This is a genomic window from Mycoplana dimorpha, assembly GCF_003046475.1.
Taxonomy (GTDB): Bacteria; Pseudomonadota; Alphaproteobacteria; order Rhizobiales; family Rhizobiaceae; genus Mycoplana; species Mycoplana dimorpha.
This window is the reverse complement of record NZ_PZZZ01000002.1, coordinates 603,718-628,428: the sequence shown is the minus strand read 5'-3', so window position 1 is coordinate 628,428 and position 24,711 is coordinate 603,718. Positions and strand designations below refer to the sequence as shown.

Sequence of the window (24,711 nt, the reverse complement as noted above, 5' to 3'; positions counted from 1 at the left end):
GGCCGGGCATGAACCTTCGGACGAACGGCTCGCTTGTCGCATCGCAGCGCGACATTCTCGGCATACCGGTCTGCGACCTCGACTGGGCCGCAGCCTTCGATTTCGCCGCGCGGGTCGCCGACCTGCCGGTCGGGCAGACGACGATCGCCTTCTTGAACGCCAATAACGCCAACCTGATGCTCAGCGATGCCGAGTACCGGAATGCGCTGGAGCGCCAGCTCGTGCTGCCGGACGGGCACGGCGTCGACATTGCCTCGAAACTTCTTCACGGCCATCCGTTCCCCGCCAACCTCAACGGAACCGACTTCGTGCCCGCGCTTCTGACCTACATGGAGACCCCGAAGCGCATCGCCCTGATCGGTGCGGAGCGGGACGTGCTGCTCAGGGCTGCGGAGAAATTCAAAGCGCACACGCCCTGGCACGAATTCCAGGCTGTGTCCGACGGCTTCTTCGACCGGAGCAAATCCGACGCCGTGATGGCGAAGGTGCGGGAACTGCAACCCGACATCCTGCTCGTCGCCATGGGCAGTCCCGTGCAGGAGAAGTGGATCGACCGGCACGTCACCCCCGGTCATGCACGGCTCGTCATCAGTGTTGGAGCCCTGTTCGACTTCGTGGCCGGGCGCGTGCCGCGTGCACCGGTGCGGATGCGTCGTTTCCGCCTTGAGTGGCTGTATCGCCTGATGCAGGAGCCCCAACGGCTCTGGTACCGCTACATCGTCGGAAATCCGCTTTTTCTCTACCGTGTCGCCCGGTACAAGCTGCAGATCCTGTTCGGCCGGCGCCGCAACGGCAGGGCGTGACTGCGGGGGTCTCCTTGGCGCGGGGCGGGAGCCATGCCGGCGCCACGCGATAGGGGATGGCCAGTTCCGCCCCTGGTCTCACTGCGAACCGGCGGGCCTCGCCGGCGAATCGTTCCTGACGATGGGGGTACCCTTGCGGATGGGCTTTGAGTTGACCTCCGCCTTGGCGATGTAATCGATCTGCTCGACCAGCACCCGATCGATGATCTGCTCGCCAAACCGCGTATTCAGGCCGTCCCTGATCTTCGTGCGGAACGCCTCGACATCGAAGCGGTCGAGATTTTCGATGTCGACCATCCGCTCACCGACCAGCAACGTATAGAGCTCGTCGGTGATCGTCTCGCCGATCGGAACGACCTGCTTTGCCGCCAGGTCACCGTCGGCCGTGAAGGATACCCGCGTCAGGAAATAGCCCTTGACCGCGCCGTCCCGGATAACAGGAATGGTCGTCTGCGTACCCTTGATCAACTCCAGCGCAGCCGCCCGCGCCGCGTCCTCGTCGACCCTGGGCGCCGCTGCCATCTGCATCGAGAAATAGACCGAGGCCAGCGTGATGACGCAGATCCAGACGCCGGTGAGGACGAGCTTGATCACGGCTGGTATCCAAAGCGGAACTGTTCTTGCGAATAGGTGCCGTCCGCCTCCTGCTCACGCACCGCGTCCTTGAGCAACTGCACCACGGCGCGGACCGCTTCCAGATGTGCGGCGACCCGCTGCGCGTTGGCGGCCAGCTTCTCGCGCAGGCTCTTCAGCTGCGAGGCGACGGACTTCGGCATCTCTTCGGGCGTGATGTCGCGCGAAAGCATCGCCAGCTCGTAGAGACAGCGGCTCTTGTGGGCGTTCGATGTCTGCAGGTCGAAATCCGGATCGACGCCGATGCCGGCGTTCTCCGCGTCGACAATCGTCTCGAGCCGGTTCAGTACGGTGCGGATGCGGAGATCGTTTGTTGCCGATTCCATCGTTCTTCCTCCAATCAGGACGTCTTTTTGTTGTTCTCTTCACCGGGCATCAGCTCGGCGAAGGCAGTGCGCTGCATCTCCTGAAGCATGGCCGTAGACACGCGCTGCGCATTCGGATCGATCACGGCGATATCGTTTGTGGCATCCTTCTTGTCGTTGTCCTTCGCCAGGCTTGCGGCAATACCGATGCCGCCGCCCTTGGCGATCACCTCGCCGATCTGTTCGGCCATCATGCCGCGCCAGATCTCGCCGGCCGTGCCCTTGCCGTAGATCTCCTCGCTGTCGGCGGGCAGCATCGACTTGACGAAGTTCTGCAGCACCATGGCCTCGAACTTGCGGTAGGTCTCCGGGATGGCCTTGCCGCCACCAATGCCCGTCGTTGCTGCCGAACCTGCCGTGGCACCGGACGAATCCCGGTTCAGAATACCGACGGCGGTGCCGAAGCCATTGCCCGCGTCCGCAAGGCTCGTCGCCTCAAAGCTGGCGCGGTTCGACTTGAGCTTCGCCTGCGCCTCCTGCACCGATGCCGGATCGGCGGCGCGCAGAACGTCGAGCACCAGATCACTTGGGGGTGAAATCGCCACGTCTCGTTGCCTCTCGAATGTCCGGCCGTGCCGCCGTCATGGCAGGATGCCAGCTGTTGTTCGCGAGGACGCTACGGCACCAATACAGCGGACGGGATCGTCGCGACAATCGGCAGCGCCGCAAGGCTGCATTTCCTCGGGTCGGATTCGACTATCGCTGCTCAACCTTACGGCAGGCTGGCCATGCCGACGCGACAGGGCCGTTAAAGATCGCCAGCATCTCGCCTGGCGACATGCTGGTCGATCAGGTCGTGAATCGCATTGTCCTCGGCTTCGCGCTCCTCCAGGAGGCGTGCCTCCTGCATGCGCTCCTCCAGCCGGTCGCCCTTCGCGCGCTCGCGGACGATGCGCATCTCGTGCATCTGCTGCACGCCGGCGAGCATCGTATCCTTGTGGCGCAGCTTGCCGATCTGTGCGGCGTAGATGCCGGAGAAATTGCGGTGGACCGGATTGAGCGAGCTGATCGCGCCTGCAACCGCGTCCATCGTCTCGGCCACCTCCTGGCGCTGCTGCGTCGTCACCGCCAGGTCAATCTCCGCCATCTGCTCGAGATGGCGCTGCACGGTGACGAGGCGCTTCAACTTGTCGGATCGGCTTTTCATCTACACCTCAACGTCCCTCGAAGACCGGGATGAAGCCGCCGGCAAAGATTTCCAGAAGCGAGGAGATGCCGAAATAGAGCAGGAACAGTCCGCCCATGATGATGTAGGGCAGCGAGATGAAGTAGATCGGCATCTGCGGAGCCAGCTTGTTGATCAGGCCGACGGCGACGTTGAACAACAGGCCATAGATGATGAAGGGGCTGGCGAGGCGCAGCATGATGCTGAAGGTCTGCGCCAGGGTATCGGTGAGCGAGATCAGCGCGCTCTGCGGATTGAAACCGCCCATCGGCAGAGCCGTATAGGAATCCACCAGCGCCCGGAGCACGACGTGGTGGAAGTTCAGCATGAACAGGATCATCAGGCCGGCAAAGCTGATCAGATTGGTCAGCTGGTTCTCCGCTGCCTCCTCGAGGATGTCCTGCGAAGGGGGCGAGTTGAAGCCGATCATCATCGTCAGCGCCGTTCCGGCGAACTGCAGCCCGAGCACGTAGTAGCGGGTGATCAGCCCGATCACCGCGCCGACCATGGTTTCGAACAGAATCACCTGAAGATAGGAGACCGTCGCTCCCTGCGTCTTCGGATAGATCGTGTCCCAGAGCAGCGGCAGTACCGCCATCGATACAGCGACGGCGACGAACAGCCGGACCTGCATGGCGACGCGGGCAGACGAGAAGCCCGGCAGCAGCATGAAGCAGCCGCCGACCCGGCAGAAGGCGGCAAACAGGGCGAGCACCGTCCCCTGCGGATCGGTGATCATGAGATCGAGCCGAGGATCTTGATCTCGATGCCCTTGGCGAGTTCGACGTGGGACAGGACCGGCAATGTGGCAAAGAGGCGTTCGATGATCATGCGCACATAAGACCGGGATTCGGGCGAGGTGACCAGCACAAACGGCGTGCCGCGGTCCAGGAATTCACGGATTACTTTAGTCGCCTGCTCGCTGAACTCCTCAAGCTGCCGCGGATCGATGTCGAACTCGACGACCTCGCCCTTGGCGTCGCGCTTCAGCGCCTGATGGAAGACCATGTCCCAGCGATTGCCGAGGCGCAGCACGCGCAGCACCCCATTCTCGGCGAGATCGCCGCAAAGCTGCTGCGCCATGCGGATACGGACATGCTCGACGATCTGTTCGGTCTTGCGCACATGCGGGGCGAGTTCGGCGACCGCCTCGAGGATGAGATGCAGGTTGCGGATCGAGACGCGCTCGGCCAGCAGCAGCTTCAGCACCGCCTGCAGGCCCGAATAGGACATGTGCGATGAGCAGATCTCGTCGGCGAGCTTGCGGTATTCGGGATCGAGCCGCTCGATCAGGATCTTGACGTCCTTGTAGGACAAGAGCTGCGGCAGGTTGTTTCGGATGACTTCGGACAGATGCGTCAGCACCACCGAAACGTTGTCGATCGGATGGAAGCCTTCGCGGCGCAGGTCGTCGGCGAAGGTCTCGAGGACCGAGACCGCCGGCATGCCGAAGGCGGGTTCGCGGATATCGTCTCCCGGAACGCTCGGCTTGCGGCCGCCGCCGGTCACGACCAGCACCTCGCCGACGCGCACCAGGCTGGAGGCGACCGTCGTTCCATGAATACGGATGTGATAGGACTTGTCGGGGATGGAGATGTCGTCCGAGACCTTGATCTCCGGAACGACGAATCCGTACTGGGTCGCGAACTTCTTGCGCATCTTGCCGACGCGGAAGGCCAGTTCCTGATGGGCGCCGAGGAGCCGCGTCGAAACCTGCTTGCCGAGCAGGAGTTCGATCTCCGCCGTCTTCAGCGCCGCCTTGACGGAGTCCTTGTCGGCCTCCTTCGTCTCCATCGCGGTTTTCGCCTCCTGCTCGCGCTTGAGCCTGTTCTCCTCCTCCTGGCGGCGCGGGATGATCCAGCCGCCGAAGGCCATGACGCCGCCGAGCACCATGAAGGGAAAGAACGGCAGGCCCGGCATCACCGCCAGGAGCGCCATCAGGCCGGCGGCAACCATCAGCGCGCGCGGGTAGCCACTCAGCTGGTTGACGACTGCCTGGTCGGTGGAACCGGGTGCGCTGCCGCGGGAAACCAGCAGGCCCGCGGCAAGCGATACGATGAGGGCGGGGATCTGCGAGACGACGCCATCGCCAACCGACAGCTTGACGAACACGTCGGCCGCTTCGCCGATCTGCATGCCGTGGCGGAAGTAGCCGATGATGATGCCGCCGAAGATGTTGATGGCGGTGATGAGCAGGCCGGCGATCGCATCGCCGCGCACAAACTTCGACGCACCGTCCATTGAACCGAAGAAGGAGCTTTCGTCCTCCAGTTCGCGCCGGCGGTGCTGCGCCTGCTTCTCGTCGATGAGGCCGGCGGAGAGATCGGCGTCGATCGACATCTGCTTGCCGGGGATGGCATCGAGCGTGAAGCGGGCGCCGACCTCGGCGATGCGGGTCGCGCCCTTGGTGATGACGATGAAGTTAACCGTAATCAGGATCAGGAAGACGATCAGCCCGATGACGAAGTCGCCGGACATGACGAGGCTTGCAAACCCGGCGATGACGCCGCCGGCGGCATCATGCCCCTGGTGGCCGTGCGACAGGATCACTCGCGTGGTGGCGATGTTCAGCGCCAGCCGGATCATCGTGGCGATCAGCAGGATGGTCGGGAACGAAGAGAAGTCGAGCGGCCGCTGTATCCACAGCGCCACCATCAAGATCAGCACCGAAAAGGCGATCGAGAACGCGAGCCCCATGTCGATCAGGAACGTCGGGATCGGCAGGAACAGGATCGTGAGGATCGTGACGATGCCTATTGCGAAGGCGACATCCCGGCCGCTCGGATTGACCTTTGGGATGGAGAGTGCCGGTACCTGTGCCATTGTCGTCCCGTCTCGTCATGAGAGGCGCGGCCACCAGGGACCGCAATGCTGCCAGACTCCTAGCCCGCGAAACTTGCGCGAGGGTGGCAGCGCCGACGAACGGCCGACCGGACCTGACGGCCGGTCGCGATCTAGAAACCGGATTCAATCCGGGAGAAGATGATGTCGCTGAAAATGGAGATTTGCGCGCCGATGAAGGGCGCCGAGATCGCCACCGTGATGAGGATCGCAAGAATTTTCGGGACGAAGGTCAGCGTGACTTCCTGAACCTGCGTCAGGGCCTGGATGAAGGCGATGCTGACGCCGACGATCATGGCGGCAAGGACCGCCGGACCGGATGCGACGATCACGGTCCAGATGGCGGCTTGCGCGATGTCGAGGGCGTCGGCCTCATTCATGTCGGATCACTGCACCTTCACACCCGGGCCGATCACGAGCTTCTTGCCCGAATCAAGCGTGGCGACGATGCCATCGGTATACAGCGTCACTTCCTTGACGACACCAGAAATCGTGCCGTCCTCGTTGGTCACGGTGCGACCGATCACAGAATTGGCTTCCTGCAGCGAAGTGCGCTGCAGCAGGCTCTCCAGGTTCTTGTTCGTCTTGATGGTCTGCTCGACCTGGGAGAAGGTGGCGAGCTGCGCCATCTGCTGCGTCGGGTCCATCGGCTCGGTCGGGTCCTGGTTCTTCAGCTGCGCGACGAGCAGTTTCAGGAAACTCTCGTAGTTCAGCGTCGCCTTGTTCGCATCTGTGCCCGATTCTGTGGCCGATACGTTCGGCGTGTAGCCGCTTCCCGCGGCGCCGACCGGCGTTACCATATGGCGATCTCCTTGCGGATGTGCTCCACCGTCGCAGGCGTCAGTTCGTGATCGTTGAGGATGCGATCCTCGATCGGATAAAGGGCCCGGATCGCCTTCAGCGCTTCGAAGGCGCGGCCCTGGGTTACGAGGCCGTCGATGCGCTTCAGCTCCGCCAGCACCTCCTCGTTCTTGAAGCAGTTGAGCAGCATGATCACCGACTTGCGGAAGATTGCCGTCGACTGCTCGGCGCCTTCCGGATTCATGAGGATCATCTGCGCGATGAAGTACAGCTGGCGCAAAGGCGTCGTCGCCTGCTCGGGCTGGAGCACGTGGTTCTCCAGCAGGAACGTGACGTCGTTTAGGAATTCGAGAGCCACCTTCCGGTCGACCCGCAATACCGCCCCGTTGACGAAGATGCGCTCGCCGGACTTCAGTGAGATCCGCAGTGTGCTTTTCATTTTATGCCATCCCTGATGATGGTGGTTATGTCGATGATCCCCTGGAAATTGGTCGATTCGCGTTTGCGGATCCGTTCGACCTCCCCCAAGATCCATAGGGCGATTGAAATGAGATTGGCGCGCAGCTCCTGGTCGAGCTGGTTTTCCGGATTGCCGAGATCCTCGACGAACCGTATCCAGACCCGCCGCGTGTAGTAGGTCGCCTCGATGGCGTCCCGGCCGAAGTCCTTGGCCGCCTGGGCCTTGCGCAGAAGCTCGATCGAACGGTCGAGAACCTGCCGCTCGCGGCTTCTGGAGGTCTCGACGCCATCCTCCATGATCTCGACGTATGAGAACTGGTACATTCAGACACCCTTCATGTTTGCCGTCGCGTCTCTGATCATCAGAGATAATTCACCAGGCTCATTCTCTGCAGCCGCCCCGTCAGCGTGTAGGCGAGCTCGAGCTGCGTCTCGAGCGTCGTGATGCGTGTCGCGGTTTCGTTCGTATCCACCTTCTCAAGATCGTTGATGCTGGTCGTCAGGATCTTCGATTGAGCCTCGAGCGAGATGTTGGCCTGCTTGACCCTGGCTTCCGAAACACCGAGGGTGGAGCGCTCGCCGTCGATGCCGGTGATGGCGGAGCCCATCAGGTTGAGCGCCCGGTCGCTGACCTCCTTGCGCGTCTCGGCGGCCAGGCCGAGATTGAGCAGTTCGTAGCCGATCACCGCGCCGAGCGCGAACTTGCGCATCCCATCGGTGTTGGCGTTAGTCGAGCTCTGGATGACCTCGGAATTGCTGATGCGGCTGGCCATGTTCTGGTCGGATGCGTTCGACCAGTTGGTTGCCCAGGTCCCCGTCGGGGTCGTGTCCATGAACATGGCTTCAAGGTCGGAGACGAAGGACGACATCTGGGCCTTGGTGATGTTCGCCACCTGCGGGTCCGACTGGGGGAAGCCGAAGAAGGTGGAAAACGCCGCGTCGAAGTCCGCCTTGGCCGTCGATCCGGCGGCAAGATAGTTCTGCATCGGCATCACGTCGGTGTTGATGCCGGAAAAGAGGTACTCGCCGCTGAAGGACGTATTGGCAGCGCTGGTGAACAGCGACAGAGCACTGGCGAAGCTTTCCTTCGCCCTGTCGAGTTGCGTGTGCGATTCGGCCCCGGTCAGCGCGACAAGCGTCTCCTGCAACTGGTTGGCCGCTTCCGACATCTGTCCCAGCGCGTGCTGTGAAGCGCTGAGCCGCTGCTGGGTCAGTGCGTTCGTGGCCAGCAGCGAATCCAATCGCTGCAGGTCGCGGTGCAGATTGAGCGTGCGGGCGGTCTTGGCGCCCAGAACGGCGCCAACGTCGGCGTGACGCCCGGTCGTCGTCTCTTTCTGGCGCTGCATGAGCTCCGTCTGGGCTTCGGCGATGGTCCGAAGCAACGTGCTCTGCATGGTCATGTTGGATACGAAGGACGTCTTCATGAGCTTAGCCTGCCGCCTGGAGAAGCGCGGTGATCATCTCGTCGACCGCCGCTACGAGTTTCGCCGAAGCCTTGTAAGATTGCTCGAGATCGAGCAGCAGCGACAGCTCCTCGTCGAGGCTGACCGCCGTCACGTTCTTCAGCGCGTCCTGAGTGCGCGACAGCAGTGCCGCCTTGTCGTCCCGTGCGGTGACCGCGGCGCTGCGCAACTGCTCGACCCAGCCGATCGACGCGGTGGCGAAGTCGAGAATATTGGCGTTCGTGTCGATGGCGCTTGCGACGTCGAACGTCCTGTTCGTCTGGAACGCGGCGGCATACCCCTGCAGCAGCGTGGAGAAGCTCGCGTCGTTGTTGGTGTTCTGGTTGAGGTTCACCCCGTCGCGAAGACGGAGCGGGTTTCCGCCCTTGGCGGTGATCAGGGCCGGATTGACGAGGATCGCTCCGGCGAGACCGTCGGTCAGCGCACCTGGCACGACGGTCGACTGCGTCGGGCCATCCATCCAGGTAAAGAGACCCGGCTGGCCGTTGTCCTGGAACATCGAGATGAGCGTGCGCGCCATCTCGTCGAGCTGCGTCTGGAAGGTCGGAGCGATGTCGTCGCGCAATTGCAGGAGCGCCGACAACGTGCCCCTGGCGCTGGTATTGCCGCCCGAGCCGGCCGGCACTGCTACGCCTTCGATGAATACCTGGTTGCCGGGGACCGTGGCCGTGAAGGTGGCGGTCGGCGCGAACGTGACCGCACGCGGGTAGGTCTCGAACAGAACCGTGCCGTCGCTGGTGTAGAGGGCCACGTCATTGTTGGTGCGAACCAGCGTGCTGACGCCGATGATCTCCGAGATCTGTGTCAGCAGCCTGTCGCGCTCGTCGAGCGCATCATTGACGTCGCGTCCGGCCGCGGTGCCGGCCTTGACCTGGTCGTTGTAGGTCTTGAATTCGGCAAGCAGGCGGTTCAGCTCGGCCACGGAGGTCGCGATGTCCGCATCAGCCTCCGCGCGCAACTTCTGGATCGCCTCGGTGCTGGTGTTGAGCGAGTTGGCAACGTCGACCGCACTGGCGATCACCGTCTCCGCAAGCGAGCGCTCGCTCGGCTTGTCGGCCAGGGCCTGGAGATTGTCGCGCAGGGTGGCAAGGTATTTCGACGTCGACAGCTCATAGTCGTTGCCGCCGAGCATGGTCTTGATGCGCTCGAGACCGGCCAGTGTCGTGTCCTGCGCTGCAGACTTGGAAATGCTGAGCAGGTTCTGCTTCTGCAACGCCTCGTTCTGGGCGCGGAAGGTCTGCACCACCGTCGCCCCGTTATCCGCCGAGGCTAGGACTGCGGCCCGGCGGCTGTAGGCGGGGTTGCTCGCGTTCGCAATGTTCTTCGAAGCGACAGCCGTCTGGATCGCCGTGTTCGAGAAGCTGGACTGGGCAATTTTCATTGCCGTTGAAAGCGACATCGTATCAACCTACCGTTCTATTGCAGCACTCGCTCGCGTCAACGCTTCAGGTTGACGAGAACGTCCATCAGCTCGGAGCCGGTCTGGAAGACCTTCGAGTTGGCCGTGTAGTTGCGCTGGGCCTCGATCATGCTGGTCAGTTCCTCGGCAATGTCGACGTTGGAATCTTCCAGCGCGCCAGAGAGGATCGACCCATATCCGCCGTTGCCGGCATAACCCATGACGATGACGCCGGAGTCGTTGCTCTGCGCATAGACGTTGCCGGGCAGCGGCTTGAGATTGTCCGGGCTCTGCACGTTCGCCATAGCGATGCGGTATTTCGGCTCGAGCTTGCCGTTGTCGTACTTGAGGGAAACAACGCCGTCGCTGCTGATCTCGTAGCCGACCACTTCGCTTGCGGCATTGCCGTTGATCTTGCCGTTCGAGACGTTGAACTCGGCGTTCAACTGGGTGCTGCCGCCGATGGTGATGTTGAGTGCGGCAAAGTTCGCACCGTTGATGGTCTGTGCAACCGTCGCGATCGACATCGGCGAGGTCAACTTGCCGTCGGCGTCGAAGTTCAGCGTCTGGACGCCGGGATCTATGATCGACGCGCCGTTGTATTGCACGTCCAGCGTCCAGGTGTTGTCGGCGGTCTTGGTATAGATGAAGTCCAGAAGACGGGTGTTGCCCTGACTGTCATAGGCGACGAGCGAGGTGGTCTTCGTGTATCCGACCGGCTCGTTGGACGGGAGATTGGAGTCGAGCGCTCCGCCGGTGGAACCGGTGGCGCTCAACGAGCCGGAGGACAGGTTGATTTCGCTGAGCCCATCGAAACCGTTGACGACGATCGTCGGGTCCGCCGTCGACGAATACTGGTAGCCCATCAGCTTGAAACCGGCCGAATTGACCATGCTGCCGTCGTCCATCACCGTGAAGGCGCCGGCACGGGTCAGATACTCGATCCCGTCGGCGCCGGTGACGATGAAGAAGCCCTGGCCGTTGATCGCAAGATCGGTCGCCGAGGTGGTGTAGGTGAAAGGCCCCTGCTGCGAGATCGAATAGCGCACGTCGGTGGTGACGCCGCCGGAATTGTAGGCGCCGCCGGTGGACGGCAGGATCAGCGAGGAAAACTGCGTCGAGGCCTTCTTGTAGCCGGTGGTGTTGGCGTTGGCGATGTTGTCGGCCACCGTGCTCAGGCGGTTGGCCTGAGCGTTCATCCCGGACACGCCGGTTCTCATGGTACCGTAGAGGCTCATGCTGATTCCTCGCTATTCGAATGTCTTGCCGAGAGTAGGGAGCGGGCCTTGCGTGAGGCTGTCTGCCAGTTGCCTCACGAGGCGCTCGCGATCACCGGGCCTGGCGGCCCGGCGCGCAGGTCAGCTCCAGTCGATGCAGTAGCCGAGGAAGCGCTTCGAATCGATCGGATCGAAACCGAGCTTCTTGCGCAGCTTCTTGCGCAGCTTGCTGATGTGGCTTTCGACGACGTTTTCCTCGACGTCCTCGTCGAAGATGCCGTAGATCGCGTTGAAGATCTGGGTCTTCGACAGGCGCCGGCCGCGGTTGGCGACCAAATATTCGAGGATGCGGCGCTCGCGGCGCGGCAGCGGGAACACGGCACCGTCGATCTCGGGGTCGCGTCCGTCCGAGAAAACGCGGATCGGCCCGATGTCGGTGTAGTTGGCGATCGCCTTCAGGCGCCGGCGGATGGCCGCGGCGCGTGCCAGGATTTCACGGGGATGCACCGGCTTGCGAACGACATCGTCGACGCCGCAATCGAAAAAGGCCAGCGTCGTTTCAAGCGAAGGGCTATCGCTGACGGCGATCACCGGCGCCTGGGAACGGTCACGGATCGCCCGCGGCAGTTCCAGCATCTGCTGGCCCTGGCCGATCAGGAAGGCCTCGACGGCCTCGATATCGGTGTCGGCCGCCGAGTTGACCCACTCGCCGAACTCCTTGGGATCGAAGCCCGTCGAGGGAACACCCTCGCGCCCAAACAGTGAAGTATAACCATCCTTAACGAGCTCGCGCTCATCAACCACTACGATCATTCGTCCGCCTCCGAATCAGTGTGGTGCCTCGTTGGGAAGGTGGTACGAATCGCGGGATTCAGCGGCAATTAGATAAAATTACCCGGACTATTTAATAATTGATTAACCTTTGTGGGGCGATTTGGACTACATCTAGTATGCCAGACACAGGAAGCGACTATTTTTTCGTGGAAAAGGTTAACGGTCATGCGCTAGCCTCTTGTGTGCCGCATTGCCTTCCAATTGGCGCCACATTTATCGCCCCGACGCAAATTCAACTCCAGATTGCGTCACTGGCAGAAGGTGCGGGCGTTGTCCGTCCAGCTGCCATAGCCGGTCGCCACGAGGTTGGCGATCACACGGCAGACGTATTTTTTCTGCGCGGGATCATTGTTGGGCCCCGCGTGATAGCGGGCGACGGCCATGGTCCAGGTTTCGTGACGCGCATGAAGTTCGGCCAGGAACCGCGCGGCATATTCGACGTTGCGGCGCGGATCGAGCATTTGAGCCGGCGAGGCGAATTGCGAACCGTGGAAATGGTGGTTGATCTGCATGCAGCCGAGATCGATCAGCGTGGCGCCGCCGGCGCGCGCCTGCTTGAAGCGTGCGAGCGCCTCCCCCTGGCTTGCTGCAAAGTAGGCCTGTCCCTCGATGTTCAGCGCATAGGGCTGCAGCGAGCCCTTGCGGCCGGTCTCTGCCAGGCCTACCGAGTAGAGGATGCCGGCCGGGATCTGGTACTTGGATGCCGCGGCCAGGATTTCACGCTCGCAACTGCCCGCCGAAGCGGCGGCGTCACAGATAGACGCCACCAGTGCCGCGACGCTGGCCAGTGCTATCGAGACCGCCTGCCTGCCCATTGTCATGTACGATTCCTTCGTCTGAGCCCCGGTTGGGAGAGGTGCGCGACTCGCCTCCGCCCTGCCGTCCGTTGCCTTCCCTGGCCTGCTGCTGGCCCGAGAACTGCGCCTGTGCATCGCCCTGCCCCGCTCCGCCGCTACGGTCGGACGGCGACGAGAGCTGCACGCTGACCTGGTCGACGGTGAACCCGTGGCCGCGCAGCGCTCTGACGATGGCCTCCTGGTCGTCGCTGAGGTTGCGATAGGCCTTGCCGGTTTCCACCTTGAGATCGACCACCAGCGCCTCCCCCTGGAGGCGCAGCGTCGCCGTCACGGTGCCGAGATCGATCGGGTGCAACTGGATCTTCAGCGTGTTGACCACCTTGCCGGTCATGGCGGCCGGCCCGTCGGCCGTCTCCATCAACGCGGCAGCCCAGGACGGATCCTGGGCAATGGCGGCCGTGACCGCGGTCGAATTGCCGGTCTGGGCCAGTCCGAGATAGCGGCGCGAATCCAGCACGGCGACGGTCTCGACGCGGGCCGGGGTTCCGCCCGGTTCCCTTGGCGCAGTTGTCTCGCCATTTCCGGAGATTGCGATGTCGACCGGTTTGCCCCTGCCGTCCGACCGGGCTAGGCGGAAGATCCGGTCGGTGCTACCGCTCTCGACAGGCTCCTCCATGACGGCCTCCTCGGCCGAACCAGCGATCGCCGTATGGTGCTCACCGCGTCCGGGCGAACCCGCAGCCCCCGATGAAGAGTCGTCGGGACCGGTTTCGCGCATCTGGCTGGATCTTGTCGCATGACTCGCCACGCCGACCGATGCAGCCGCAGTGGCATCGGGCGTCGCTCCATCGTTGGCAGTCAGAAGGGACAGCAGTCCGTCATAGTCGCTGACCGACACGGCCTCCGTCGCCGCATCGTCGACGCGGTCGCCACCGGCGGCTTCCCCGCTGACGCGATCGCCCGGCGACTTCGACTGCGCCTTGGCGGACCGACCAAGCTGGCTCCCGCGGATCGGATCCGAATCCGGCTGCGTGCCGTGGTCGCCCTGCCGACCGAAGCCCGAGAAGCGATGGCGGTGCGTTTTCGAGGCGTCGATCCCGGCCGTCGACCCGTGGCCTTCCGCGCTCATCGCTCGGTCCTGCCCGGCCGGATGCTCCTCCACAGACGGCTGACCGGCCTCCTCGCGTTCACCGTTGGAGCCCGCCCTTCTCGCAGAACCGTTGCCGCCCCTGGTGGCTTCGAAAGCGTCTTCGAAGCGGCCGGCCCCCTTGCCGTCGCCTTCGCCTTGCATCCGGTCCCGTCCGCCGGGGTGATGGGTGGGGATTTGGCTTGATGCGCCCGTATAGATCGTCGTCAACTGCCTTCCTCCTCCAGAAGTTTGTCGATCGCGTCGAGTTTCGACCGACCGCTTGCAACGTAGCCGTCGAATGCGGGATCGGTCGTTGCTTGCGGCGTCTCTGCCGTCCTGGTGTCCGGTCCGCCGGATTGCCGCGCCCGCCCGGCGTCCACAGCCGTCGGGCTCATGCGCTCGTCTTCCGGGATATCCTCGATCAACCCGGCGGCGGGCGCCGCGGTCCGGCTCGGCAGTTCCGCCCCGTCCGTCGTCACCGGCGGGCGCAAAACCTCTTCCGCCATCACGCGCGCAGCCTCCTTGAGCGCCCGGTCCTTGGCCGAAAGTTCGGCATCGGGGATGGCGATCAGTCTCTCCATCGCCTCACCGACATTCGAAGACGAAATCGATGCCAGGCCCGAATAGAGATCGGCGAGCGTCTTCGGCACTTCTTCGCCCTCGCCAGACAGCGTCTGCGCGCGGTCCGCCGCCAAGGTGGCCAGCCGCTCCTTGCCGGATATGGCCGCAAGGCGGGCCATGCGAAGGTAGACTTCGCGCCGGCGCGGCACATCCATGAAGGACAGTATCTCCAGAATGGTCGCCTCGCCGATATTCTCGAAATTCTCGACCGCCAGCCGAACGAACAGGTCGGCGAACTGGCTGGCATAGGGCGAATGCAGGAAGCGCCGGGCGTATAGTGTCGAATAGGTGACGCCTCGGTCCACCATGCCGTTCTGCTCGGCGGCGTGGATCGAGCGCCGCAGCGCGGCCTCCTCGATGATCGTGCCGGGCGCGATCAGCCGCGCCCAGTCGAAATAGCTCAGCGCGAGCTTCGGATCCTTGCGCAGCACCGAATTGGCCGAGACCAACGCCAGATAGGGGCCGATCGCGAGGTTGCGATACTCGGGGAAGATCTCGGCAAGGGTGCGCGCATTGGTGGAGCCGCGGCCGCCCAGATAGATGCGGACCGCATCGGTGATGCGCGGGTCGAAATGACCGGCCACGTCGCGCCTCACCAGGAACTCGAGCGTCTCCGGGTTTCCGCCGCTCATAGCATAGACGAGCGCCGCATCGACATTGCGCGGATCGGCGTAGATAGAAGCATCAGCCGTGCGCAGCCGCTCGTCGATGGTCGACAGCAGGAAGCGCTGCATCTCCATCGCTGAGTGATCGCCGAGCACGACCGAATCCTGCACGAATTGCAGGGACCGGATCATCTTGTAGGGCGCAAGCTCGTCCGGGTCGCGCCCATGCGCGGATGCTGCGAGCCCGAGGCCCGCAGCAAACACCACGCCAAGCATTCCGAGCCGCCGCCTTGTCCTCATCCGGCTAGCCCTCATCCTGCTGGATCAGGATTTCGATGCGACGATTGGCGTCGGCCAGCGGGTCGGCGGGCACCTTCGGGCGGCGGTCGGCAAAGCCGCTGACCTGGCTGATGCGCTTCTCGTCCAGCCCGCCGCGCACCAGCATGTAGTAGGCGCTCTGCGCACGGGCCGCGGAAAGCTGCCAGTTGTCGCCATTGCCCTTGAAAGGACGCGCATCGGTATGGCCGCGGATGGCGATCGCCCCTTTGCGATCGGCAAGGATCTTGCCGATCTTCTCCATCGCGATCACCATCTCCTTCTTCGGCAGGGCCGAACCGACGTTGAACATCGCCGAGTTGATCTGATCCGTCAGGCTGACGAGCAGCCCGCCCTCGGCCGGCGTCACCGTCAGGCCCTCGGCAAGCTTGCCGAGCGAGGCGATGTCCTGGGCGATTTCCTTCTGCAGCTTTTCGGCTTCCTCGACCGCCTCGGCTGCGGCAGCTCCGGCGTCGGCCTGCTTCGCGCCGTCCTCCGGCTTCTCGCCAGCCATGTCGGCCATCTTGGCCGCAGTGCCGGCGTCGTCCGCCTTCGCACCATCCGGCTTGTCGCCGGACTTCTCGGCCTGCTGGCCCGGAACCGGCTTAGCTACGTTCTCGCTGCCGGCGCTGGTCGCCTGGCTGATCTCGACCTGTTGGGTCCAGAAATCCGGATCGAAGGGGTCGCGATAGGCCTCGCCGCCGGCAGCGCCTGTGGCAGGCCCGGACTCGGCGGCGCCGCCGTCGCCCTTGGCGCTGACATTGGCCTGCTGGCCGACTTCCTGGGCGATCTCCGACAGTACGGAATAGGGATTTTCGAAGAAATCGGCCTGCGAGTACTGCACCTGGTCGCCGGCGGTCGTGCTCTGGTCCTTGCCCTTCTCCGCGCCCTCCGACTGCGAGTCCTTGTCGCCGTCGCTCCGCGACTTTTCCTGGGTGTCTTCGCCTTGCGCCTGCTTGCCCGGCTTCTTCAGCGACTTGTCGGCCGGCTTGTCGTCGGTGAGCTTGATAGGATTGAAATAGGAGGCAACGGAGGCTTTCGTCTCCTCGTTCGCCGCATTGACCAGCCACATGACGAGGAAGAACGCCATCATTGCCGTCATGAAGTCGGCATAGGCGATCTTCCAGGCCGAGGCATGATGCTCGCCCTCGTGGTCGCCGTGGCGTTTGACGATGATGACCTCGTTGCGGCCGTGATGATTGTTGTCGCCGTCGCTCATGCCAGCACCTTGCGGATCGTGTCGGCCCAGGCCGCCATGCGCGTCACCAGGACCGTCTCCCCGAATTCGACCGCAAGGTCGAGGTCATCGGCTTCCTGGTGCCGGAACACCGCAGCCTCGCCCTCGAAATGCGACCTCAACTGTTCAAACAGATGCGTCGGCCCCGTCACCGTCACGACGAAACCCTCGCCACCAGAAAGTCCGGCGCGGACCATCGCCGCCAGGTCGGCGATGGCCTTGCGCGACAAGGCCTCGCCAAGGATCGGCGCCAGCACGTTCGCCGTCTGGCTGGCGACCAGCTCGGCAACCTGCACTTCCATCTGCGCAAAGCGCTGCGCGATCCGTGCGCCGGCCTGCTGGTCGCAGTGGGTGCGCAGTGCAGCCAATTCCGCCGCGTGGGCGAGCCGGAGCGCCTCGAGCTCGTCGTGGTGCCGGCTGGCAAGTTCGGCTTCGGCCTGCGCACGCCCGGCCGCAAACGCCTCAGCGCGCTCGGCTTCGATATCGATCTGCGGCAGTGGCTCGGGCAAGTCGAACGGGACTTCGTCCGCGCCATCGCGCGCATGCGAATGCGGTTGCCGCGGCGGGCTGAAGTCCTTCAGGTATCTGGCAAGCTGCAGGCTCATGGTGCTTTTCCGTTCACTGCGCCTGCCGCCGGCGCGGCTGCCGCACCGCAGTGCCCCACCCGGCATCGCCCTGTTCCGTGCCTCGACCCATGTCCATCCTTCAACGCCGCTGCCTTATCTTTTCGGGGATCCGCGCGTCCGACGCCCGCCGGCTGGCGCACAATCCCACTGCAGCCTTCGAGACTAGATCGCCAAACTTGTGCGAGGATGAAGGTCTTGGGCCGCGCCAGGGCAAATCGCGCGGCCCAAGCGTCCCGCCGCGCCGATGTCCATGACGCGCCGGTATGCTTGCGCCGAAGGTCACCGACCTTCAGCGGTGCCCGATCGGCACTACTGCCGGAAGAGCTGCAGGATGTTCTCGGAATTGGTGTTGGCGATCGACAGCGACTGGATGCCGAGTTGCTGCTGCGTCTGCAGGGCCTTCAGACGGGTCGACTCCTCGTTCATGTCCGCGTCCACAAGACGGCCGATGCCCTTGTCGATCACGTCGATCAGGGTGGAGACGAAACTTTCCTGCATGTCGATGCGGCTCTGGATCGAGCCGAGGCTCGAGGCGGCGCTCGTCATTGCTTCGAGCTGCAAATCGACGAACTGGACCATGGCGTCGAGCGCGTCCTCGGGGGTGTGCGGCCCCGGCGGCAGCGCCGTGTCCAGCACGCCTGCGACGGCTGCGAGGTCCTTGATGTCGAGGGTCGAGACGGAAAAGCCGAGTGCCGTTCCGGGCGCCGCACCCGCCGTCGCTTCCTTGTCGAGGATCCCGAGCTTGCCGCCACTGAGGTCGAACAGGACGGAGCTGCCGTTGAGCGGATAATCCACCGTCGTCACTGCGACGTTGCCGGAAGAATTGCGGATGAAGGAGGCCACCACCTGCTTGTTGACGGTGACCGGCGCCGGCGGCGTTCCGCCGTCGCTTATCTTCTCCTGCAGCCAATTCTCGCCGGAGAAGGAGGCCGATTCGGAGATGCTGGTCAACTGCTGCTGCAGTTGTTCGATTTCTTCCTGGATCTTCGAGCGGTCCACGCCGACGCCGTAGGCGGCGACCAGCTTCGCCTTGATCTCTTTGACCACCTCGATGGCGCTTTCCATGGCGGCGTAGGCGGTATCGACCTTCGCGGCGCCGAGACCGAGTGCATCCTGGACGGTGGAAAGTGCGCGGTTGTCGGAGCGCATCGTCGTGGCGATCGACCAGTAGGCCGCGTTGTCGGCGGCGGTCTCGACGCGCATGCCGGAGGAGACTCGAGCCTGGGTGGTCTCGAGGCTTCTGTCTATGGAACGCAGAGTCTGAAGCGCGGCCATGGCGGCCGCATTGGTCAATATGCTGGACATCTGAAACGCCTTGGCTGGAAAATCTGCTTCAGGCCGGAGTGGCAACCGGCAACGGCGGAGCTGCGTCATGCGCGCTGCCGCCAACCGTTTGCCCTGGGCGACAGTCCGTCGTTCTACTAACGAAGGGTTAACGAGAAATGGTTAACGAATGGTTAACGCCATTAAGGCTCTATTAGGCTTTGTGACGGTTTTGTAAATATTCGACAATCCGGCAAGCTTGGCGCAAGGCGGGCGAGTGGATGAGCACGGTTGTCGTTCACCATGACAAACGCAAAATCCGCGGTCCCTTGCGGAACCGCGGATTTTCTCCTTCAGGGCGGGACGAAGTCGCCCCCTAGCCCGGGACGCCGCTTACTGACGGAAGAGCTGGAGAACGTTCTCCGAACTGGTGTTGGCGATCGACAGCGACTGGATGGCCAGTTGCTGCTGCGTTTGCAGCGCCTTGAGTCGCGTCGACTCTTCGTTCATGTCCGCATCGACGAGGCGGCCGATGCCGGAGTCGATGGAATCTGTGAGGCTCGCGACGAAATTTTCCTGCATTTCGATGCGCATTGCGATCGAACCAAGGTCGGCACTGGCGCTAATGACAACCTCGAGAGCCTTGTCAACGGCGCTCACCATGACGTCGAGTTCATTATTGGTCAGAAGTGTAATGTCTACCGTATCAACCGACTCCGGTGCCGGGATGTCGATTGCCGGGGTGTTGCTGGTGTCAACGCCGTAGTAGATCGCGGCACCGTCGTAATGGAGCGCCTCCTGGCCCGTTCCGGTCACGTCGACAGCCCGCGCCCAGGTGTTGCCGCTTACCTGAACGAAGTAGTCGCCGTTGGTGATGACCGTAACCCCGCCGACGATCAGGTCAGCGGTCGCTTGCGCAAGCTGCGTCGTTGTGGTTCCGACGGTGTTGGTGGTGAAGGTCGCTCCTGCGGCGATCAGCTGGTCGATCGTATATGCCGCAACCGTGTGCTCCGCGCCGACGCCGCTCGTATTTACGGTTAGCGTCACGGCGTTCTGGGAAACATTGAATACTCTGTCGAGGATGCCGTTTTTGTTTCCAGACGTATCGAAAAGAACGGTGTCTGCACCGAGATTATAGTTGATCTTCTTGACCGAGACGCTTCCATCGGCTGCTCGCACGAAAGAGCCGACAACGCTTTTCGTCACTACTGTCGCAGGAGTGGTTATGTCGGCCTGAAGCCAATTTTCGCCGGAGAAGCTTGCAGCCGAGGCAATCGTCCGCAGTTGCGCCTGCAGCTGTTCAATTTCTTCCTGAATCTTGGATCGATCAACCCCTTCTTCCGTCGCGGCGACCAGCTTCGCTTTGATTTCCTTCACGACTTCGACAGCTGTCTGCATTGCAGCATAGGCTGTGTCGACCTTGGCGGCGCCCAGCCCGAGAGCGTCCTGAACGGCGGACAAGGCCATATTGTCAGAGCGCATGGTGGTCGCGATCGACCAATAGGCAGCATTGTCGGAGGCGGTGCCCACGCGGAGACCACTGGAGACCCGCGACTGCGTTTCTTCCATTTTCGTGTCGATCGAGCGGAGGGTCTGCAGTGCAGCCATCGCTGCGACGTTGGTCAAAATGCTGGTCATGATGATTTGCCCCTGGATTGGCTAGATGAGGGACATCCCGGAAGCGCCGGGCACGATGGTCTGGCCTGATGCCGTTAACCGCTGCTTCGTCTTGGTTAACCCATCGTTACGATGAGCGCAGTTAAGCCGGCGATGGTTAACAAATCTTAAAGAGCGTTTATGAAGTTTAACAATGCGCAAAAGCCGCCCTTGGGGGGCGGCTCTCGATTTCGTGAAATATCTTAACGATTAACGGAAGAGCGTCAGGATGTTTTCCGAAGCGGAGTTGGCGATCGACAGCGCCTGGATGCCCAGCTGCTGCTGGGTCTGCAGGGCCTTGAGGCGGGTCGACTCTTCGTTCATGTCGGCGTCGACGAGACGGCCGATACCGGAGTCGATCGATTCGCTGAGCTTCTTGACGAACTCTTCCTGCATGTCGATGCGCATGCCGATCGAGCCGAGGTCGGCGGCAGCGCTCGTCATGTCGGTGAGGGCCGCATCAACGCCGGAGATCAGGGCGTCGAGGTTGGCGTTCGAAATGCCGATGATGTTGATGGTGGCGACGGAAAACGGTGCGGCAATATTGGTGGCCGGCGCAGCGGCGGTATCGATACCGTAGTAGGTGCCGCCTTCGTCGTGAACCGCTTCCTGTCCGGTGCCCGTGACGTCGACAGCTTCGACCCAGTTGTTGTCGTCGATCTTGACGTAGAAGGTACCTGCTACGTCAGCGAGCTGGGTCGTCTTGCCACCGACCGTGTTGGTCGTGAAGGTGGCGTTCTGTGCAATCAGTTCGTCGACCGAGTAAGCAGCAACGGTGTGTTCGGAGGAAACGCCATCGGTGTTGACCGATACGGTGACGCTCTTCTGCGAGACGTTGTATTGCTTGTCGAGGATACCCAGGTTGTTGCCCGAGGTGTCGAACAGCACGTTGCCGCCGGTCAGTGCGTAGTCGACCTTCTTGACGGAGACATGGCCCTTGTCGTCGCGAACGAAGGAGGCCACGACGGACTTGGTGGTCGAAACGCTCAGGTCGGACTGCAGCCAGTTCTCGCCCGAGAACGAAGCGGCAGCAGCGATCGAGGTCAGCTGATCCTTCAACTGGTCGATTTCTTCCTGGATCTTGGACTTGTCGACGCCGTCTTCGGTGGCGGCAACGAGCTTGGCCTTGATTTCCTTGACGACTTCAATGGCCGATTCCATACCGGCATAGGCGGTATCGACCTTCGCGGCGCCGAGACCGAGAGCGTCCTGCACGGCGGAAAGCGCCATGTTGTCCGAACGCATGGTCGTGGCGATCGACCAGTAGGCGGCGTTGTCGGCAGCTTGACCGACGCGCAGACCGGAGGATACGCGAGCCTGGGTCTCTTCCATGCCGGAGGCGATTCCGCGCAGCGTCGAAAGCGCAGCCATGGCTGCGACGTTAGTCAGAATGCTAGTCATTTCGTGGGTGCCCCTTGAATGGCTGATGTGTGAAGGGACATTCCGGACCGTACCGGGAGCCGGCGCACAGCGTCATGCTTGCTAACCCGTTAATTTTCAAGGTTAACTCGCCGTCTCGATGAGGCTTAGCTAACCCATGGTTGGTTAATGAAGCACTAAACGGACCCGCCAAATGGCACAGCCAGTGATTTTATTTTGCACCTTTCGCGTGTGCGCGCGCGTGCCAGAAGATGCTTAAAGAATGATGAAGCCGCACCCGTTTCCGGGTGCGGCTCGTTTGCCGTCATGCCACGAATGTGCCGTCCGATTAACGGAAGAGCGACAGAACGTTCTGCGAGTCGGAGTTGGCGATCGACAGAGCCTGGATGGCCAGCTGCTGCTGCGTCTGCAGAGCCTTGAGGCGGGTGGACTCTTCGTTCATGTCGGCGTCGACGAGGCGACCGATACCCTTGTCGATCGATTCGCTCAGCTTCTTGACGAACTCTTCCTGCATGTCGATACGCATGCCGATCGAACCAAGGTCGGCAGCAGCGCTCGTCATGTCGGTAAGGGCCGCGTCAACGCCGGAGATCAGGGCGTCGAGCTGAGCAGGGTTCATGCCGACGATATTGATGTCCTTGATCGAGCTCGGAGCGGACACGTTGGTGGCCGGGGCAGCGCTGGTATCGATACCGTAGTAGGTGCCGCCTTCGTCGTGAACCGCTTCCTGGCCGGTGCCCGTGACGTCGACAGCTGCGACCCAGTTGTTGTCGTCGATCTTGACGTAGTAGGCACCACCGACGTCAGCGAGCTGGGTCGTCTTGCCACCGACCGTGTTGGTCGTGAAGGTGGCGTTCTGTGCAATCAGGTCGTCGACCGAGTAAGCAGCAACGGTGTGCTCGGAGGAAACGCCATCGGTGTTGACCGATACGGTGACGCTCTTCTGGGAGACATTGTAGGTCTTGTCGAGAATGCCCAGGTTGCCGCCCGAGGTGTCGAACAGCACGTTGCCGCCGTTCAGCGCGTAGTTGACCTTCTTGACGGAGACGTTGCCCTGGTCGTCGCGAACGAAGGAGGCCACGACGGACTTGGTGGTCGAAACGCTCAGGTCGGACTGCAGCCAGTTTTCGCCCGAGAACGAAGCGGCCGAGGCGATCGAGGTCAGCTGATCCTTCAGCTGGTTGATCTCTTCCTGGATCTTGGACTTATCGACGCCGTCTTCGGTGGCGGCAACGAGCTTGGCCTTGATTTCCTTGACGACTTCAATGGCCGATTCCATACCGGCATAGGCGGTGTCGACCTTCGCGGCGCCGAGACCGAGGGCGTCCTGCACGGCGGAAAGCGCCATGTTGTCCGAACGCATGGTCGTGGCGATCGACCAGTAGGCGGCGTTGTCGGCGGCTTGACCGACGCGCAGACCGGACGAAATACGGCTCTGCGTGTCTTCCATGTTGGAGGAGATGGAGCGCAGCGTCGAAAGCGCTGCCATGGCGTTGGCGTTGGTCAGGATGCTGGTCATGTTACTGTCCCTTATTACGGAATACTACTGGTGGGACATACCGGACTTCTTAATACTACCGGCTACTACAGATCGGCCTCATGCCACTTGGCTCCTGAGATAACATTTCGGAAACCAAACCTGTCGTGTGCGACCGAAACTAGGTTCGGATTCTTGCCAGGTTCTTAATGGTGGCAGGCAGATTTCGAGCCGAGCAGGGCCATAGTTAATGGAATGCTCCGTGCAACAAAGTATAAACCAAGCAAATTAACCACGATCAAGAGTCAACGCCTCCTGCATGGCCAGTGGGCGTGCCGGAGGAGCGAAAACGGCGACCGGATGACACGAAAAATCAGCTGAACGAGCGCACCAGGCTGCCGACCAGCAGGTTCCAGCCGTCGATCAGCACGAAGAACAAGATCTTGAAGGGCAGCGAGATCGTCGTCGGCGGCAGCATCATCATGCCCATCGCCATGGTGATGGTGGCGACGATCAGGTCGATGACGAGGAAGGGCAGAACGACCAGGAAGCCGATTTCGAAGCCGCGGCGGATCTCCGAAATCATGAAGGCCGGGATGACGGCGCGCAGGTCGACCTTGTCGTCCTCGACCACCGTCTGCCCGCGCTCCTCGGCGAGCGAGACAAAGAGCTGCAGGTCCTTGTCGCGGGTGTTGGCGGTCATGAAGGCGCGGAACGGCTCGGCGACGCGCTTGGCCGCCTCCGTCTCGTCGATCTGGTTGGCGAGCAACGGCTGGACACCGCTCTCCCAGGCACGGTCGAAGGTCGGCGCCATCACGTAGAAGGTCATGAACAGCGCAAGGCTGACGAGGATCATGTTCGACGGCGTCGTCGCCAGCCCCATGCCGGAGCGCAGGATCGCAAAGGCGATCACGAAACGCGGGAAGCTCGTCACCATGATCAGGATGCCCGGCGCTACCGAGAGGACGGTCAAGAGCCCGAAGGTGCGGATGATCCAGGAGGCGACGGAGCCGTCGATCGGCGTGTTGAGAAGCTGCGCCGGCGTCTGCTGCGCAAATGCAATGGTGGTCATCGCCAGCAGGGCAACGAAGGTCGTCGTCAGAAATCGAATCATTCGATCACAAAGGTCCGGAACATGATGTTCGTTACGCGGCCTTCAGAGCGAAGGTCAACCCGCTCCTTCAGGTCGTCCCGGAGATATTGGAAGCCGCGCGGCCCTTGGATCTGCTGCAATGACACCGTGCGCATGTAGGCCATGATGTCCTGGTGGATCGCCTCGGCGAGCACCGGGTCCGGCGCGCCCTTAAAGGCGAGCGCCACTTCCATGCGCACGAGGTTGTCGGCCGGATAGGCGAGATTGCTGGTGAAGGGCTCCAGCGCGATGATGCCGTTCTCTTCGGTTGCAAGGCGCGGGATTTCGCCGTCCTTACCCGTCTTGCCGGCCTGTTCGCCTTCCGGCGCGACGGCCGTCGCCTCGGCTTCGGCAGGGGCCGGCGCCAGCATGTTGCCGACGAACCAGCCGCCGCCAGCGGCGACGACGCTGAGGCCCGCGACGATCGCGATGGTGACGATGGGCGAGGCCTTCTTCGGTGCCTCGCCGCCCTGGTCTACGTCCGCCATGTCCG

General features: G+C 62.6%; 26 protein-coding genes. 1 reads left to right on the top strand and 25 read right to left on the bottom strand.

Features of this window, described 5'->3' with window-relative positions; genetic code table 11:
- The first annotated feature begins 8 nt into the window (after positions 1–8).
- Entirely contained in the window at positions 9–803 is a 795-nt protein-coding gene (locus C7449_RS06630) for a WecB/TagA/CpsF family glycosyltransferase (protein WP_108001974.1), read from the top strand.
- A gap of 78 nt (positions 804–881) precedes the next feature.
- On the opposite strand, the gene C7449_RS06625 is transcribed toward C7449_RS06630, so the two are convergent.
- The 25 genes from C7449_RS06625 to C7449_RS06505 all read right to left on the bottom strand — a co-directional run bounded on the left by C7449_RS06625 (position 882) and on the right by C7449_RS06505 (position 24,706).
- Positions 882–1,397, bottom strand: coding sequence for a hypothetical protein (locus tag C7449_RS06625; RefSeq protein WP_108001973.1), 516 nt, complete (start codon positions 1,395–1,397; stop codon positions 882–884).
- On the bottom strand, positions 1,394–1,762 hold the full coding sequence (locus tag C7449_RS06620; protein WP_108001972.1) for a hypothetical protein: 369 nt from the start codon (positions 1,760–1,762) through the stop codon (positions 1,394–1,396). The genes C7449_RS06625 and C7449_RS06620 overlap by 4 nt, the downstream gene beginning before the upstream one ends.
- 14 nt (positions 1,763–1,776) lie before the next feature.
- Complete coding sequence (locus C7449_RS06615; RefSeq protein WP_108001971.1) at positions 1,777–2,346, bottom strand: rod-binding protein; 570 nt, start codon at positions 2,344–2,346, stop codon at positions 1,777–1,779.
- 203 nt (positions 2,347–2,549) lie between these two features.
- Entirely contained in the window at positions 2,550–2,948 is a 399-nt protein-coding gene (locus C7449_RS06610) for a hypothetical protein (RefSeq protein WP_108001970.1), read from the bottom strand.
- A 7-nt stretch (positions 2,949–2,955) separates the two neighbouring features.
- Entirely contained in the window at positions 2,956–3,705 is a 750-nt protein-coding gene (gene fliR / locus C7449_RS06605; RefSeq protein WP_108001969.1) for a flagellar biosynthetic protein FliR, read from the bottom strand.
- Complete coding sequence (flhA, locus tag C7449_RS06600) at positions 3,702–5,789, bottom strand: flagellar biosynthesis protein FlhA (protein WP_108001968.1); 2,088 nt, start codon at positions 5,787–5,789, stop codon at positions 3,702–3,704. The genes fliR and flhA overlap by 4 nt, the downstream gene beginning before the upstream one ends.
- A 131-nt stretch (positions 5,790–5,920) precedes the next feature.
- The gene (locus C7449_RS06595; RefSeq protein ID WP_108001967.1) at positions 5,921–6,187 is read right to left on the bottom strand and encodes a flagellar biosynthetic protein FliQ; all 267 of its coding nucleotides are present in this window, start codon (positions 6,185–6,187) and stop codon (positions 5,921–5,923) included.
- Positions 6,188–6,193: 6 nt separating this feature from the next.
- A complete protein-coding gene (gene flgD / locus C7449_RS06590) occupies positions 6,194–6,607 on the bottom strand; it encodes a flagellar hook assembly protein FlgD (RefSeq protein ID WP_108001966.1) in 414 nt (137 codons plus the stop codon).
- Complete coding sequence (gene flbT, locus C7449_RS06585; RefSeq protein WP_108001965.1) at positions 6,601–7,047, bottom strand: flagellar biosynthesis repressor FlbT; 447 nt, start codon at positions 7,045–7,047, stop codon at positions 6,601–6,603. The genes flgD and flbT overlap by 7 nt, the downstream gene beginning before the upstream one ends.
- Complete coding sequence (gene flaF, locus C7449_RS06580; RefSeq protein ID WP_108001964.1) at positions 7,044–7,391, bottom strand: flagellar biosynthesis regulator FlaF; 348 nt, start codon at positions 7,389–7,391, stop codon at positions 7,044–7,046. The genes flbT and flaF overlap by 4 nt, the downstream gene beginning before the upstream one ends.
- Positions 7,392–7,429: 38 nt before the next feature.
- Positions 7,430–8,491 (bottom strand): flagellar hook-associated family protein, encoded by a 1,062-nt coding sequence (locus tag C7449_RS06575; protein ID WP_108001963.1) that lies wholly within the window; start codon positions 8,489–8,491, stop codon positions 7,430–7,432.
- A 4-nt stretch (positions 8,492–8,495) separates the two neighbouring features.
- A complete protein-coding gene (gene flgK / locus C7449_RS06570; RefSeq protein WP_108001962.1) occupies positions 8,496–9,929 on the bottom strand; it encodes a flagellar hook-associated protein FlgK in 1,434 nt (477 codons plus the stop codon).
- A gap of 38 nt (positions 9,930–9,967) precedes the next feature.
- Positions 9,968–11,167, bottom strand: coding sequence for a flagellar hook protein FlgE (locus C7449_RS06565; protein ID WP_108001961.1), 1,200 nt, complete (start codon positions 11,165–11,167; stop codon positions 9,968–9,970).
- A 120-nt stretch (positions 11,168–11,287) separates the two neighbouring features.
- Positions 11,288–11,959, bottom strand: coding sequence for a transcriptional activator Rem (gene rem, locus C7449_RS06560; protein ID WP_108001960.1), 672 nt, complete (start codon positions 11,957–11,959; stop codon positions 11,288–11,290).
- 269 nt (positions 11,960–12,228) lie between these two features.
- Positions 12,229–12,795 (bottom strand): transglycosylase SLT domain-containing protein, encoded by a 567-nt coding sequence (locus C7449_RS06555; RefSeq protein ID WP_108001959.1) that lies wholly within the window; start codon positions 12,793–12,795, stop codon positions 12,229–12,231.
- The gene (fliK, locus tag C7449_RS06550; RefSeq protein WP_146165054.1) at positions 12,731–14,134 is read right to left on the bottom strand and encodes a flagellar hook-length control protein FliK; all 1,404 of its coding nucleotides are present in this window, start codon (positions 14,132–14,134) and stop codon (positions 12,731–12,733) included. The genes C7449_RS06555 and fliK overlap by 65 nt, the downstream gene beginning before the upstream one ends.
- Positions 14,131–15,432, bottom strand: a complete 1,302-nt coding sequence (motC, locus tag C7449_RS06545; protein WP_108001957.1) for a chemotaxis protein MotC — start codon at positions 15,430–15,432, stop codon at positions 14,131–14,133. The genes fliK and motC overlap by 4 nt, the downstream gene beginning before the upstream one ends.
- A 4-nt stretch (positions 15,433–15,436) precedes the next feature.
- Positions 15,437–16,666 (bottom strand): MotB family protein, encoded by a 1,230-nt coding sequence (locus C7449_RS06540; RefSeq protein WP_108001956.1) that lies wholly within the window; start codon positions 16,664–16,666, stop codon positions 15,437–15,439.
- Positions 16,663–17,289 (bottom strand): hypothetical protein, encoded by a 627-nt coding sequence (locus C7449_RS06535; protein ID WP_108001955.1) that lies wholly within the window; start codon positions 17,287–17,289, stop codon positions 16,663–16,665. Before C7449_RS06535 ends, C7449_RS06540 begins: the two co-directional genes overlap by 4 nt.
- Before the next feature lie 330 nt (positions 17,290–17,619).
- Positions 17,620–18,615, bottom strand: coding sequence for a flagellin N-terminal helical domain-containing protein (locus C7449_RS06530; RefSeq protein WP_108001954.1), 996 nt, complete (start codon positions 18,613–18,615; stop codon positions 17,620–17,622).
- Positions 18,616–18,966: 351 nt separating this feature from the next.
- The gene (locus tag C7449_RS06525) at positions 18,967–20,211 is read right to left on the bottom strand and encodes a flagellin N-terminal helical domain-containing protein (protein WP_108001953.1); all 1,245 of its coding nucleotides are present in this window, start codon (positions 20,209–20,211) and stop codon (positions 18,967–18,969) included.
- Between the two features lie 228 nt (positions 20,212–20,439).
- The gene (locus C7449_RS06520; protein WP_108001952.1) at positions 20,440–21,630 is read right to left on the bottom strand and encodes a flagellin N-terminal helical domain-containing protein; all 1,191 of its coding nucleotides are present in this window, start codon (positions 21,628–21,630) and stop codon (positions 20,440–20,442) included.
- Between the two features lie 307 nt (positions 21,631–21,937).
- Positions 21,938–23,128 (bottom strand): flagellin N-terminal helical domain-containing protein, encoded by a 1,191-nt coding sequence (locus C7449_RS06515; protein WP_108001951.1) that lies wholly within the window; start codon positions 23,126–23,128, stop codon positions 21,938–21,940.
- Between the two features lie 331 nt (positions 23,129–23,459).
- Positions 23,460–24,200 (bottom strand): flagellar type III secretion system pore protein FliP, encoded by a 741-nt coding sequence (gene fliP, locus C7449_RS06510; protein WP_108001950.1) that lies wholly within the window; start codon positions 24,198–24,200, stop codon positions 23,460–23,462.
- On the bottom strand, positions 24,197–24,706 hold the full coding sequence (locus C7449_RS06505; RefSeq protein WP_108001949.1) for a flagellar basal body-associated FliL family protein: 510 nt from the start codon (positions 24,704–24,706) through the stop codon (positions 24,197–24,199). Before C7449_RS06505 ends, fliP begins: the two co-directional genes overlap by 4 nt.
- Positions 24,707–24,711: the final 5 nt, after the last annotated feature.

Coding starts and splice junctions, on each gene's coding strand:
- C7449_RS06595 (WP_108001967.1), bottom strand. CDS start 6,187: ATGAATGAGGCCGACGCCCTCGACATCGCGCAAGCCGCCATCTGGACC.
- C7449_RS06620 (WP_108001972.1), bottom strand. CDS start 1,762: ATGGAATCGGCAACAAACGATCTCCGCATCCGCACCGTACTGAACCGG.
- C7449_RS06535 (WP_108001955.1), bottom strand. CDS start 17,289: ATGAGCCTGCAGCTTGCCAGATACCTGAAGGACTTCAGCCCGCCGCGG.
- flgD (WP_108001966.1), bottom strand. CDS start 6,607: ATGGTAACGCCGGTCGGCGCCGCGGGAAGCGGCTACACGCCGAACGTA.
- flhA (WP_108001968.1), bottom strand. CDS start 5,789: ATGGCACAGGTACCGGCACTCTCCATCCCAAAGGTCAATCCGAGCGGC.
- C7449_RS06610 (WP_108001970.1), bottom strand. CDS start 2,948: ATGAAAAGCCGATCCGACAAGTTGAAGCGCCTCGTCACCGTGCAGCGC.
- flaF (WP_108001964.1), bottom strand. CDS start 7,391: ATGTACCAGTTCTCATACGTCGAGATCATGGAGGATGGCGTCGAGACC.
- C7449_RS06540 (WP_108001956.1), bottom strand. CDS start 16,666: ATGAGCGACGGCGACAACAATCATCACGGCCGCAACGAGGTCATCATC.
- fliR (WP_108001969.1), bottom strand. CDS start 3,705: ATGATCACCGATCCGCAGGGGACGGTGCTCGCCCTGTTTGCCGCCTTC.
- fliP (WP_108001950.1), bottom strand. CDS start 24,200: ATGATTCGATTTCTGACGACGACCTTCGTTGCCCTGCTGGCGATGACC.
- C7449_RS06515 (WP_108001951.1), bottom strand. CDS start 23,128: ATGACCAGCATCCTGACCAACGCCAACGCCATGGCAGCGCTTTCGACG.
- flgK (WP_108001962.1), bottom strand. CDS start 9,929: ATGTCGCTTTCAACGGCAATGAAAATTGCCCAGTCCAGCTTCTCGAAC.
- C7449_RS06555 (WP_108001959.1), bottom strand. CDS start 12,795: ATGGGCAGGCAGGCGGTCTCGATAGCACTGGCCAGCGTCGCGGCACTG.
- C7449_RS06520 (WP_108001952.1), bottom strand. CDS start 21,630: ATGACTAGCATTCTGACTAACGTCGCAGCCATGGCTGCGCTTTCGACG.
- C7449_RS06630 (WP_108001974.1), top strand. CDS start 9: ATGAACCTTCGGACGAACGGCTCGCTTGTCGCATCGCAGCGCGACATT.
- flbT (WP_108001965.1), bottom strand. CDS start 7,047: ATGAAAAGCACACTGCGGATCTCACTGAAGTCCGGCGAGCGCATCTTC.
- rem (WP_108001960.1), bottom strand. CDS start 11,959: ATGATCGTAGTGGTTGATGAGCGCGAGCTCGTTAAGGATGGTTATACT.
- C7449_RS06530 (WP_108001954.1), bottom strand. CDS start 18,615: ATGTCCAGCATATTGACCAATGCGGCCGCCATGGCCGCGCTTCAGACT.
- C7449_RS06505 (WP_108001949.1), bottom strand. CDS start 24,706: ATGGCGGACGTAGACCAGGGCGGCGAGGCACCGAAGAAGGCCTCGCCC.
- C7449_RS06575 (WP_108001963.1), bottom strand. CDS start 8,491: ATGAAGACGTCCTTCGTATCCAACATGACCATGCAGAGCACGTTGCTT.
- C7449_RS06565 (WP_108001961.1), bottom strand. CDS start 11,167: ATGAGCCTCTACGGTACCATGAGAACCGGCGTGTCCGGGATGAACGCT.
- motC (WP_108001957.1), bottom strand. CDS start 15,432: ATGAGGACAAGGCGGCGGCTCGGAATGCTTGGCGTGGTGTTTGCTGCG.
- C7449_RS06525 (WP_108001953.1), bottom strand. CDS start 20,211: ATGACCAGCATTTTGACCAACGTCGCAGCGATGGCTGCACTGCAGACC.